Origin of the sequence: Nocardioides cavernaquae, assembly GCF_003600895.1 — a bacterium.
In the GTDB taxonomy this organism is placed as follows: Bacteria; Actinomycetota; Actinomycetes; order Propionibacteriales; family Nocardioidaceae; genus Nocardioides; species Nocardioides cavernaquae.
The window spans coordinates 267,152-279,410 of record NZ_QYRP01000002.1 but is presented as its reverse complement, the minus strand read 5'-3'; the positions used below and the strand labels follow the sequence as shown (position 1 = coordinate 279,410).

The 12,259-nt window shown below is 68.1% G+C and carries 12 protein-coding genes; 9 read left to right on the top strand and 3 right to left on the bottom strand.

The annotated features are described in order from the left end of the window. Positions 1-8 precede the first annotated feature (8 nt). The gene (locus tag D4739_RS01435; protein WP_120058939.1) at positions 9-446 is read right to left on the bottom strand and encodes a Fur family transcriptional regulator; all 438 of its coding nucleotides are present in this window, start codon (positions 444-446) and stop codon (positions 9-11) included. Between the two features lie 94 nt (positions 447-540). On the opposite strand from D4739_RS01435, the gene D4739_RS01430 reads away from it, so the two are divergent. The 4 genes from D4739_RS01430 to ilvC all read left to right on the top strand — a co-directional run bounded on the left by D4739_RS01430 (position 541) and on the right by ilvC (position 4,855). Next, on the top strand, positions 541-1,197 hold the full coding sequence (locus D4739_RS01430) for a 4a-hydroxytetrahydrobiopterin dehydratase (protein ID WP_120058938.1): 657 nt from the start codon (positions 541-543) through the stop codon (positions 1,195-1,197). Positions 1,198-1,446: 249 nt separating this feature from the next. Then, complete coding sequence (locus D4739_RS01425) at positions 1,447-3,219, top strand: acetolactate synthase large subunit (RefSeq protein ID WP_120058937.1); 1,773 nt, start codon at positions 1,447-1,449, stop codon at positions 3,217-3,219. Then, positions 3,216-3,758 (top strand): acetolactate synthase small subunit, encoded by a 543-nt coding sequence (ilvN, locus tag D4739_RS01420; RefSeq protein ID WP_120058936.1) that lies wholly within the window; start codon positions 3,216-3,218, stop codon positions 3,756-3,758. Before D4739_RS01425 ends, ilvN begins: the two co-directional genes overlap by 4 nt. Before the next feature lie 71 nt (positions 3,759-3,829). Continuing rightward, positions 3,830-4,855, top strand: a complete 1,026-nt coding sequence (ilvC, locus tag D4739_RS01415) for a ketol-acid reductoisomerase (RefSeq protein WP_120058935.1) — start codon at positions 3,830-3,832, stop codon at positions 4,853-4,855. A 131-nt stretch (positions 4,856-4,986) separates the two neighbouring features. Here ilvC and D4739_RS01410 read toward each other — a convergent pair whose 3' ends face one another. Both D4739_RS01410 and D4739_RS01405 read right to left on the bottom strand, forming a co-directional pair. Next, positions 4,987-5,805 (bottom strand): ABC transporter permease, encoded by an 819-nt coding sequence (locus D4739_RS01410; RefSeq protein WP_120058934.1) that lies wholly within the window; start codon positions 5,803-5,805, stop codon positions 4,987-4,989. After that, on the bottom strand, positions 5,802-6,746 hold the full coding sequence (locus D4739_RS01405) for an ABC transporter ATP-binding protein (RefSeq protein WP_120058933.1): 945 nt from the start codon (positions 6,744-6,746) through the stop codon (positions 5,802-5,804). The genes D4739_RS01410 and D4739_RS01405 overlap by 4 nt, the downstream gene beginning before the upstream one ends. A gap of 215 nt (positions 6,747-6,961) precedes the next feature. Between D4739_RS01405 and D4739_RS01400 the strand changes: the two genes are divergently transcribed. From D4739_RS01400 to D4739_RS01380, 5 genes are all read left to right on the top strand, one after another. Next, entirely contained in the window at positions 6,962-7,909 is a 948-nt protein-coding gene (locus D4739_RS01400) for a zinc metalloprotease (protein WP_120058932.1), read from the top strand. 56 nt (positions 7,910-7,965) lie between these two features. Beyond that, entirely contained in the window at positions 7,966-8,664 is a 699-nt protein-coding gene (locus D4739_RS01395; RefSeq protein ID WP_120058931.1) for a DsbA family oxidoreductase, read from the top strand. Positions 8,665-8,728: 64 nt separating this feature from the next. After that, complete coding sequence (locus D4739_RS01390) at positions 8,729-9,184, top strand: MSMEG_6728 family protein (protein WP_120058930.1); 456 nt, start codon at positions 8,729-8,731, stop codon at positions 9,182-9,184. Between the two features lie 159 nt (positions 9,185-9,343). Then, a complete protein-coding gene (serA, locus tag D4739_RS01385) occupies positions 9,344-10,933 on the top strand; it encodes a phosphoglycerate dehydrogenase (RefSeq protein ID WP_120058929.1) in 1,590 nt (529 codons plus the stop codon). A gap of 359 nt (positions 10,934-11,292) precedes the next feature. Next, positions 11,293-12,174, top strand: a complete 882-nt coding sequence (locus tag D4739_RS01380; RefSeq protein ID WP_182920258.1) for a glycoside hydrolase family 16 protein — start codon at positions 11,293-11,295, stop codon at positions 12,172-12,174. Positions 12,175-12,259: the final 85 nt, after the last annotated feature.

Here is a 12,259-nt window from a genome sequence, read left to right as displayed (position 1 = left end):
GGATTGGCTCAGGAGCGTGCGGAAGTGCAGTCGGGGCACATGCCCCAGTAGGTGACCTCGGCCTCGTCGACGACGAAGCCCGTCGGGAGATCGGAGGGGGTCAGGCAAGGCGCGGCCCCGGTCGCACAGTCGATGTCGACGGTGAGGCCACAGCCACGGCACACCAGGTGGTGGTGGTTGTCGCCGACGCGCGCCTCGAAACGGGCCGGGTGGCCCGGTGTCTCGATGCGACGGGCGAGCCCGGCGTCGGTCAGCGCGCCGAGCACGTCGTACACCGCCTGGACGGAGACCGACTCGAGCTGCCCGAGGGCGGCACTCCGCACCTCGTCGACAGTCAGGTGGCGTGGCTTGGCAGCCAGGGTGTCGAGCACGACGAGGCGGGGCGCGGTGACCCGGAGCCCGGCGGCGGCAAGCCGCTCGCGCGCTTCCTGCTGTCGTGGCGTCATGGGATCCAACGTAACGGCTTTTCTGGATTCATTCAAGAAACGACAGGCCACAATTCGGTGTCGGGGAACTTGCCCTCGGGTGCAAGGTGGAGACATGGCGGATCACATCGACGCCCGCGCGCTACGCGAGGCCGAACTTCCCGACTGGCGCCTTCTTGTCCAGGCGCTCCACGCCCGCTTCGACACCCCGTCGTACGCCGAGGGGTTGACGCTCCTCGCCGCGATCGGTGTCGTGGCCGACGAGCTCGACCACCATCCCGACCTCGACCTGCGCTACGGCCATCTCAACGTGAAGCTGTCCAGCCACGACGTCGGGGGAGTGACCGACCGTGACCTGCGGCTCGCGCGGCGCATCTCCGAGCTGGCGCGCGAGGCGGGGGCCACTCCTCGCCCTGAGCTCACCCAGACCCTCGAGCTGGGACTCGACACTGCGGACTGGGCGCGAATCCGGCCGTTCTGGAAGGCGGTCCTCGGTGGTGCGGACAACGCGCGCCTGCCAGATGAGGTGCGCGACCTCGGCGGCTCGCTGCCGACGCTGTGGTTCCAGGAGGCCGAGGAGCACGACGCTCCGCGGCAGCGCTGGCATCCCGACATCCACGTGCCTGCCGATGTCGCCGAGGCGCGGATTGCGGCAGCGCTCGACGCAGGCGGCACACTGGTGTCGGCCGAGCACGCCCCGAGCTTCACGGTGCTCGCCGACGCGGACGGCAACAAGGTCTGCGTCTGCACCAGTGAGGGACGCAGCGAATAGGGCGGTCCCCGACGCCAGCATGTGGGATCGCCGTCCCGCGATTTGGGACCGCTGGGAGACTGACTTGACGCATCGTCACCCTGACGGCGAACGTAGGCGCATGCGCACTCTTGTACGCACGCGACGCGTGAGCTGAGGACCCCGGTCCGACAGCGCACGCGTCATCCCCTCGTAGCCGCCAAGGCCGAGGGGTTTTTTGTTGGTGAGGCACACGATGAACAGCCGCATTTGAATGGACGGGACATACCGATGAGCGAGCAGGGCAGTACTGGAACTGGGTCCCACGCCCAGGTGACCGGTGCACAGAGCCTGATCAAGTCCCTCGAGCACGCCGGCGTCGAGAACATCTTCGGCATTCCCGGCGGTGCCATCCTCCCGGCGTACGACCCGCTCTTCGACAGCAAGATCCGCCACATCCTCGTTCGCCACGAGCAGGGTGCGGGCCACGCTGCCCAGGGGTACGCCGCGGCGACTGGCAAGGTCGGCGTCTGCATGGCCACCTCCGGCCCCGGCGCGACCAACCTGGTCACGCCGATCGCCGACGCCCACATGGACTCCGTCCCGATGGTGGCCATCACTGGACAGGTCGGCGCCGACATGATCGGCACCGACGCCTTCCAGGAGGCGGACATCCGCGGCATCACGATGCCGATCACCAAGCACAACTTCCTGGTCACCGACCCCGCTGACATCCCCAAGCGCGTCGCAGAGGCCTTCTACATCGCGTCCACCGGTCGCCCCGGCCCGGTCCTCGTCGACATCGCCAAGTCGGCGCTGCAGGCGATGACCACCTTCGACTGGCCGACCGAGCTCAACCTGCCCGGCTACCGCCCGGTGACCCGCCCGCACAGCAAGCAGATCCGCGAGGCGACCAAGCTCATCCTCGAGGCCAAGCGGCCGGTCCTCTACGTGGGTGGCGGCGTCATCCGCTCCCGTGCGGCCCGTGAGCTGCGCGTCCTCGCGGAGCTGTCCGGCATCCCGGTCGTCACGACGCTGATGGCGCGTGGCGCGTTCCCGGACAGTCACCCCCAGCACCTCGGCATGCCCGGCATGCACGGCACCGTCGCTGCCGTCGCCGGCCTGCAGAAGTCCGACCTGATCATCAGCCTCGGCGCCCGTTTCGACGACCGCGTCACCGGCGTGCTCAGCTCCTTCGCCCCCCATGCCAAGGTCATCCACGCCGACATCGACCCGGCTGAGATCGGCAAGAACCGCCACGCGGACGTCCCGATCGTGGGTGACTGCCGCGAGGTGATCGCCGACCTGATCGTGGCCCTCGAGGCGGAGTTCGCCCAGGGCAAGGTCGGGGAGTACGAAGCCTGGGTCGCGTTCGTCGCCGGCATCAAGGCCAAGTACCCGCTCTCCTACGACCTGCCCAACGACGGCTCGCTCTCGCCGCAGTACGTCATCGAGCGCATCGGCCAGATCTCCGGACCGGAGTCGATCTTTGCGGCCGGCGTCGGCCAGCACCAGATGTGGGCCACGCACTACCTCGGCTTCGAGCGCCCCAACTCCTGGCTCAACTCCGGCGGCCTCGGCACCATGGGCTATGCGGTCCCTGCCGCGATGGGCGCCAAGGTGGGCGCTCCCGACCGCGTGGTCTGGGCGATCGACGGCGACGGCTGCTTCCAGATGACCAACCAGGAGTTGGCCACCTGCGCGATCAACGACATCCCGATCAAGGTCGCGATCATCAACAACGAGTCGCTCGGCATGGTGCGCCAGTGGCAGACGCTCTTCTACAACGAGCGCTACTCCAACACTGACCTGCACTCCAAGCGGATCCCCGACTTCGTGAAGCTGGCTGATGCCTACGGCTGCGCGGGCCTGTCGTGCGACAACCCGGCCGACGTGGACGCCACCATCGAGAAGGCGATGTCGATCAACGACCAGCCGGTCGTCGTCGACTTCCGCGTGCATCGCGACGCGATGGTGTGGCCGATGGTCGCCTCGGGCACGAGCAACGACGACATCAAGTACGCCCGGGACCTGGCGCCCCAGTTCGAGGAGAACGACCTGTGAGCCGTCACACCCTGAGCGTCCTCGTCGAGAACAAGCCCGGCGTGCTCGCGCGCATCGCCGGCCTGTTCAGCCGTCGCGGCTTCAACATCGACAGCCTGGCCGTGGGCCCGACCGAGCACCCCGAGGTCTCCCGCATGACCATCGTGGTCAACGTCGACCAGAGCCCCCTCGAGCAGGTCACCAAGCAGCTCAACAAGCTGGTCGAGGTGATCAAGATCGTCGAGCTCGACGGCACCTCGTCGGTCAACCGTGAGCTGCTGCTGGTCAAGGTCCGCGCCGACGCCGACAGCCGTGGCCAGGTCCTCGACGTGGTCCAGCTCTTCAACGCCAAGGTCGTCGACATCGCGCCCGACGCGGTGACCATCGAGATCACCGGCAACACCGACAAGCTCTCCGACTTCCTGCGCGTGATCGAGCCCTTCGGGGTCCGGGAGCTCGTGCAGTCCGGGATGGTGGCCATCGGCCGCGGTCCTCGTTCCATCAGCGAGCGGACCCTGCGCCCGGTCGCCGTACCCACCCCGCCGCCCGCGGCCGGCTGACCCCGGCTGGCACTGCCTGACGGCCACTGACCAACTCTTGCGAAGAAACCCCACCAGAAGGAGAGCCCATCGTGGCTGAGATGTTCTACGACGACGACGCTGACCTGACCCTGATCCAGGGCAAGAACGTCGCCGTGATCGGTTACGGCAGCCAGGGCCACGCCCACGCGCTGAACCTGCGCGACTCCGGTGTCGACGTCCGTGTCGGCCTGAAGGCGGACTCCAAGTCCATCGCCAAGGCCGAGGCCGAGGGCCTCAAGGTCCTGACGGTCGCCGAGGCCGTGGAGGAGGCCGACGTCATCGTCATCCTCGCTCCCGACCAGCACCAGCGGAAGATCTACGCCGAGGACATCGCCCCGCACCTGACCGAGGGCGACACCCTGGTCTTCGGCCACGGCTTCAACATCCGCTTCGGCTACATCCAGGCGCCCGAGGGCGTCGACGTGATCATGGTTGCCCCCAAGGCTCCGGGTCACACCGTCCGTCGTGAGTACGTCGACGGCCGCGGCATCCCGGACATCATCGCCGTCGAGCAGGACGCCTCCGGCACCGCGCTCGACCTCGCGAAGTCCTACGCCAAGGCGATCGGTGGCACCCGCGCGGGCGTCATCATGACCACCTTCACCGAGGAGACCGAGACCGACCTGTTCGGTGAGCAGGCGGTCCTGTGCGGTGGCGTCTCGCAGCTCGTCCAGTACGGCTTCGAGACCCTGACCGAGGCCGGCTACCAGCCGGAGGTCGCCTACTTCGAGTGCCTGCACGAGCTCAAGCTCATCGTGGACCTCATGTGGGAGGGCGGCATCGCCAAGCAGCGCTGGTCGGTCTCCGACACTGCCGAGTACGGCGACTACGTCTCCGGCCCGCGTGTCATCGACCCGCGCGTCAAGGACAACATGAAGGCCGTCCTCGCGGACATCCAGTCGGGTGCCTTCGCGAAGCGCTTCATCGACGACCAGGACGCCGGCGCTCCGGAGTTCCTCGAGCTCCGCGCCAAGGGTGCCGCGCACCCGATCGAGGAGACCGGCCGCAAGCTCCGTGGCCTCTTCTCGTGGAAGCAGCAGGACGCGGACTACACCGAGGGTCAGGCCGCTCGCTGATCTGACGCACGACGTACGACGCCCCCGAGACCCGCAAGGGTTTCGGGGGCGTCGCCCATTTCGGGGTAGTCCCTAACGAAAAGCGCCTCATCCGGCAGAAGTGAGGCGCTTTTCGTTAGGGACTATCGGACCTACTTGACCTCGGATTTCAGGACGAGGCGGAGGCCGACCAGCAGGGGGAGCGCGATCCAGATCAGGCTGGTCACGCCGAGCTGGGTCCACTCATGGGCGGTGAGGGTGTCGTCGAAGAGCAGGAAACGGGTCTGGTTCAGGTCGAACCAGCCGGCGTTGTCGGCCCACCACTGCTGCGACGAGGCGAGCGCCTGGGACAGCCCGGGCAGGACCAGGTTCACGACGAAGTAGCCGACCACGGCAGCGGGGGAGTTGCGGAAGAGCAACCCGAGCGCGAAGCCGAGCATCATGCCCATCTCGTTGGCGAGGACGATCTGCGCGAAGGTGCCCGCGGTGATGTCCCACACCGCCTCGTTGCCGGTGATCAGGGAGGTGACCAGGTTGCCGAGCGCGCCGATCGCCAGCGCGAGAAGCATCGACACGGCGCCGATCGCGAGCACGTTGACCGCCTTGCCGGCGATCACCCGGCGCCGGCTCGGCATGAGGGTGAACGTGGTGAGGGCCGTGCGCTGGCTCCACTCGCTGGTGACCGCGAGTACGCCGATGATCGGCAGCACGATCGACATGGGACTGCCGACAGCTGCGGCGAACGAGTCGAAGGTCAGGTCGTCCCGGTTGCCCAGGATCAACGTGAGCGCGGTGGCGATCACCGAGGCGATCACGATGCTTGCCATCAGCCAGAAGCCGGAGCGCGTGTCGAACATCTTGCGCAGCTCGACCGAGAGCACGCGGGTGAACGGGATCGGCGCAGGCGTCGTGCGGGCGGGGCGTGCGGGTGCGGCCTCGACCTGGTCGAGGGCGACGGACGTGGTGCTCATGCTGCGGTTCCTTCCAGGGAGTCGCCGAGCTGGTCGCCCAGCTGGTCGCCCAGCTGGTCACGCTGCGTTGCGGCGGTGAGCTCGAGGAACATCTCCTCGAGGCGGGCACCGTCCGCGGCGCGGAGCTCGGTGAGGGCGATGCGGGCGTCGAGGGCAGCGCGACCGATCGTCGCGAGGTCGGCTTCGACCCGGAGTGCCCCCTCGTGGTCCGGGTGGACGGTCAGGCCAGCAGCGGTGAGGGCACGCGACAACGCGGGGACGTCTTCGGCGCGCACCAGCGAGCCGCCCGCAGCGAGCAGGTCGTCCTTCGTGCCCTGCGCGACGATGCGGCCGTTGCCGATCACGACGATGTCGTCGGCGATGACCTCGATCTCGTGCAGGAGGTGCGAGCTGAGCAGGACGGTGCCGCCCTGGTCGGCGAAGTCGCGCAGCAGGTCGCGCATCCAGCGGATGCCGGCCGGGTCGAGACCATTGGCCGGCTCGTCGAGGACCAGCACCTCGGGGTCGCCGAGCAGTGCCGCCGCGATCCCGAGCCGCTGCCGCATGCCGAGTGAGTAGTTCCGTACCCGCCGCCCGGCCTCGTCCTCGGTCAGGCTGACCCGGTCGAGCATGGCCTCGACCCGGCCTCGCGGGAGCCCCATGCTGTGGGCCGCGATGGCAAGGATCTCCCGACCGCTGCGGCCCGCGTGCTGGGCAGACGCGTCCAGCAGTACGCCGACCTCGCGGCCAGGGTTGGGCAGCTCGGCGAACCGCCGGCCGAGGATGTGGGTGGTGCCCGAGGTGGGATCGGTCAGGCCGACCATCATGCGCATGGTCGTGGACTTCCCGGCGCCGTTCGGGCCCAGGAAGCCGGTCACGCGCCCGGGAGCGGCGGTGAACGACACGTCGTGTACGGCGGTCATGGAGCCGTACTTCTTGGTGAGCGAGTCAACAGAGATCATGTCGCTGACTCTGCCGCCGGCTGCGGGGCGATCGCGTCGGGCAGATCCCCGCACCTGACCCTGACCCGACCCTCAGCCGGCTCAGGGATGGGTCAGGGGAAGGGGATCATGCGGCCGCGATAGTCCGCTGTCTGGGGTGGTCACTGGGGTCTGGCCCGGGCTAGCGTGGTCTTCTGCGCTCCGACGCTCGGCCGGGGCTGTCACCGGAGGCTTCCATGCGTCTGCGTCACCGTGTCCTTGCCCTGCCCGCGGTCCTCGTCGTGACCGCGCTCAACCTCGGAGCCACCGTTTCGGCTGCCAATGCGCCGATGGCGTCGCCGGCAGAGTGTGTGGACCACTCGGCCGTTTCCGGCCGCTCGGCACACGGTCACGCCAAGGACATCCACGAGCTCACCGAGGCCCAGGTCGCGGCGTACGAGAAGTCGTCGAGCGCCCGCGCGGCGGCGAAGGGCCTGACCAAGGGCTCCGGTGGCGCACTGGTGACCGGGTCCTCGGCGGCCGCGTTCACCTCGACGGTCGTGCCGACCTACGTGCACGTCATCACCAACGGCACCGCGGGCAACGTGTCGAGCACCCGGATCGCGCAGCAGATGACGGTCCTCAACAACGCCTACGCCGGCAGCGGCCTGAGCTTCAACCTCGTCGCGACGGACTACACGAACAACGCCTCCTGGTACACCGTCGGCTACGGCACCACGGCGGAGCGGCAGATGAAGACCGCGCTCCACCGCGGCACCAAGGACGACCTGAACATCTACATCGCCAACATCGGCGGTGGCCTGCTCGGCTGGGCGACGTTCCCCAGCGGCAACGACCTCGCGATGGACGGCGTGGTCGTCCTCAACGCGAGCCTTCCCGGTGGCACCGCGGCGCCCTACAACCTGGGTGACACCGCAACCCACGAGGTGGGCCACTGGACTGGGCTTTACCACACGTTCCAGGGCGGCTGCGGTGGCTCGGGCGACCAGGTTGCCGACACGGCAGCCGAGAAGTCCCCGGCCTACGGGTGCCCTGCCAACCGCGACACCTGTCGGCGCGATGCCGGCCTGGACCCGGTCCACAACTTCATGGACTACTCCGACGACGCCTGCATGTTCGAGTTCACCAACGGCCAGCGCACCCGCATGCAGAACCAGTGGGTGCTCTACCGCGCCGGCGCCTGACCAGGCCGCTTTCCTGTGCCGGGAACAAGAGGACGCGTCACCTTGTTCGGGTGACCATGAAGATCGAGATCTGGTCCGACGTCGTCTGCCCCTGGTGCTACATCGGCAAGCGCCGTGTCGAGAAGGCACTGGCCGACTTCCCGCACGACGTCGAGGTCGAGTGGCACTCGTTCCAGCTCGACCCGGGTGCGCCGAGTGTCCCCGTCGAGACCGTCGCGCAGGCCCTCGGCCGCAAGTACGGCGGGGGAGAGGCCGCGGGTCGCCAGATGATCGACCGCGTCGAGGCCGTCGCGGCTGAGGAGGGCATGATCTGGCGCCACCACGCGTCGCTGCGGGTCGGCACCGTCGACGCCCACCGCCTGCTGCACCTGGCGCTGGAGGAGGGCGGCACGCGCCTCCAGGGTGCGCTCAAGGAGGAGCTCTTCGCGTCGTACTTCGAGCGCGCGGAGAACGTCGCCGACCACGGCGTGCTGCGCAAGCTCGCCGCGACGGTCGGGCTCGACGCGGGTCGCGTCGACGACGTGCTCGGCTCATCGACGTACCTCGACGAGGTGTACGCCGACCAGCAGCGCGCTGGCGCCTATGGAGCGACCGGTGTCCCCTTCGCCGTCATCGACGGGAAGTACGGCGTCTCCGGCGCGCAGCCTGCCGGCGTGCTGCGTCAGGTGCTCGACCGGGCCTGGGCTGACGCACACCCGAGGCTCGAGATCCTGGGCGACGGTGACGCCTGCGGTCCCGACGGCTGCGCGATCTGACCCGGAGCTGACGGCAGCACGATCCGGGGCCATCCGTTCAGGCGTTGGCTGCGAACCTTGGGTCATGCAGACCTTCCTTCCGTACGCCGACTTTGAGGCGAGCGCGCGTGCCCTGGACCAACGGCGTCTGGGGAAGCAGCGGGTCGAGTGCATCCAGATCGTGCGTGGCCTGACGGTTCCGGACTACGCATGGCGGCACCACCCCGCGGTGAAGATGTGGCAGGGCCACCTGGAGGCGTTGGGCTGCTACTCGTTCACGGTGTGCGACGTCTGGACGGAGGCGGGCCGCAAGGACACCTGTCGCGACACGATTGCGGCAGATCTCGCGACCGCGGGGGTCCGGCACGTGCGGACCCAGGACGAGCTGCGTGAGCTCGGGCTGTTGCCGTCGTGGTTGGGCGACGAGGCCTTCCACCTGCCGCACCGCTCCAGCCTGGTCCGCAAGGATCCCGAGCACTACGCGGAGCTGTTCCCGGAGGTCCCGGCTGACTTGCCGTACTGGTACCCCACGCCCGGGTGAAATCGCGGGTGAACCGGGTGGGTCGTCCCCGCGGGACGGCCCGAGTGCATTGGCACAGGTCCGGTACAGTTCACGCAGGGCACAGCGTCGTGCACGACTTCCTCCGCGCCGTTCGCGCGCAGGGTCCTGAACACACTCGCAACCAACGAGGGAATCGCTGTGAGCAAGCCCGTTGTCCTCATCGCCGAAGAGCTGAGCCCCGCCACTGTCGAGGCGCTTGGTCCTGACTTCGAGATCCGCCACTGCAACGGCGCCGACCGCGCCGAGCTGCTGCCGGCCATCGCCGACGTCGACGCCATCCTGGTCCGTTCCGCGACCAAGGTCGACGCCGAGGCCCTGGCCGCCGCGTCGAAGCTGAAGGTCGTCGCCCGTGCCGGCGTCGGCCTCGACAACGTCGACGTGAAGGCCGCCACCGAGCGTGGTGTCATGGTCGTCAACGCCCCGACGTCCAACATCGTCTCCGCCGCCGAGCTCGCCGTTGCGCTGATGCTCGCCGCGGCCCGCAACGTGAGCCCCGCCCACGCCGCGCTCAAGGACGGCAAGTGGGCCCGTTCGCAGTACTCCGGCATCGAGCTCTACGAGAAGACCGCCGCGATCGTCGGCCTCGGCCGCATCGGCGTCCTCGTCGCGCAGCGCCTCTCCGCGTTCGGCATGAAGGTCATCGCCTACGACCCCTACGTGCAGGCCGGTCGCGCCGCGCAGATGGGCGTCCGCCTGGTCGACCTCGACACCCTCATGGCCGAGGCCGACTTCATCTCGGTCCACCTGCCCAAGACGCCTGAGACGGTCGGCCTGATCGGTGTCGACGCGCTGTCCAAGGCCAAGCCGTCCCTCGTGCTGGTCAACGCCGCTCGTGGTGGCATCGTCGATGAGGCCGCGCTGTTCGACGCGCTCAAGGAGGGCCGCATCGCGGCCGCCGGTCTCGACGTCTTCGCCAAGGAGCCCTGCACCGACAGCCCGCTCTTCACGCTGGACAACGTCGTCGCGACGCCGCACCTCGGTGCGTCGACGGACGAGGCCCAGGAGAAGGCCGGCATCGCCGTGGCGAAGTCGGTCCGACTGGCCCTCGCCGGCGAGCTGGTTCCCGACGCGGTCAACGTCCAGGGTGGCGTGATCGCGGAGGAAGTCCGTCCGGGCATCCCGCTCACCGAGAAGCTCGGCCGTGTGTTCACCGCGCTGGCCGGTGAGGTTGCCCAGCAGATCGATGTCGAGGTCCGTGGTGAGATCACCGAGTTCGACGTCAAGGTGCTCGAGCTCGCTGCTCTCAAGGGCGTCTTCGCGGACGTCGTCGAGGACCAGGTCTCCTACGTGAACGCCCCGCTGCTCGCCGCCGAGCGCGGCACCGCGGTCCGCCTGGTCGCGGATTCCGAGAGCCCCGACCACCGCAACCTGATCACGATCCGCGGCACGCTCGCCGACGGTTCGCAGGTGTCGGTCTCCGGCACGCTGGTCGGCATCAACCAGCGCGAGCGCCTCGTCGAGGTCAACGGCTTCGACATCGACGTCGAGCCGACGGAGCACCTTGCGTTCTTCCGCTACGAGGACCGTCCCGGCATGGTCGGCACCCTCGGCAGCATCCTGGGCGAGGCCGGCGTGAACATTGCGGGCATGCAGGTGGCCCGCGACGCGCAGGGCGGCCAGGCCCTGGTCGCGATCTCCGTCGACTCGGCCATCCCGGCCGAGACCCTCGCCGAGATCGAGAGCCAGATCAAGGCTGAGAGCGTGCGCGCCGTCGACCTGACCGAGTGAGAGCTGGGTCCATGTGACCCAGGCAACACCGACATTTCCACCCCGTTCGCGTCATGCGAGCGGGGTGGAGTCGTTACTAGTGCGTAACTCAAACCGACATTCCGGAAAAGGTGACACACATCTCTGGAAAGTAGTGGTTCTGAATGTGACTGGTCTCACTGACACGGGGTTCAGTGAGCCGCAATAGTCATTCCGCGTGTCATTCGGGTGGGCACCGAGGGTAGTCAATGGTGACTACAGGCTTGTCCGAATTGGCCAGAGAAATCACGGGGCCTGGCCGATACAAGTCCTATCCAATGCTTCGTAGACTCCCAGATTGGGAGAGGGGCTCATGCGAGCCCCCGAGAGGGAGATTCATCATGCTTGCTTCTGCGCGCCGTCGCCCGGTTCGTTGGATCGCTGCACTTGCACTTACGGCCACCGCGGGCTTCACCCCGGTGCTCTCTGTCACCACCGCCGATGCTGCCAGCACTGACGCCTGTGGCGTGAAGCTGGCCAAGGCCTCGGGTGGCACGTGGACCTGTTCCTTCGTCGACAACTTCAGTGGCACCGCCCTCGACACGAAGAAGTGGACCGTGATGGACACGGCCACCTACGGCTTCTACCTGGGTGACACCTGCTTCATCAAGGGTCAGGGCCTGAAGCTCAGCCAGGGTCAACTCAAGATGACGACGGTCCGGAAGGCGCCCTTCACGTGCAAGACGCCGGGGGGATCGTTCCAGACGCAGAACCTCGGCGCCGGCCTTGCGACTGCTGGCAAGTTCTCGCAGGCCTACGGTCGTTTCGAGGCGCGCATGAAGCTGCCCGCGTACACGGGCCCCGGCCTCCACGGCGGCTACTGGCTGAACCCCCAGGAAATGGCGTACGGCGCTTGGCCGGCGTCGGGTGAGATCGATGTCGCCGAGTGGTTCTCCGCTTGGGCCGACAACATGTACCCCTCGCTGCACTACAGCGGCAGCAGCCTCCAGAAGGACACTGCGTTCAACTGCGCCGCGGGCCGGGTGGGCGCCTTCCACACCTATTCGGTCGAGTGGGTGTCGACGAAGATGGACTTCATCTACGACGGCAAACTCTGCTTCAGCCGCACGTGGGAGCCGACCGTCCAGATCGCTCCTCAGCCGTTCGACAAGGCGTTCTACAACACGCTTACGTGGGGTGCGGCAGGCGGGGTCGACCCGGCGACGGATACGACGGACTTCCCGGCGACCCTGACCGTTGACTACGTGAAGAGCTGGTACTGAACGATCGACTGACGCACGCCTTCAGAACGCCGCTCCTGCCTCTGGCGGGGGCGGCGTTCTGCGTCTCTCGGGATCGGACCGCCCG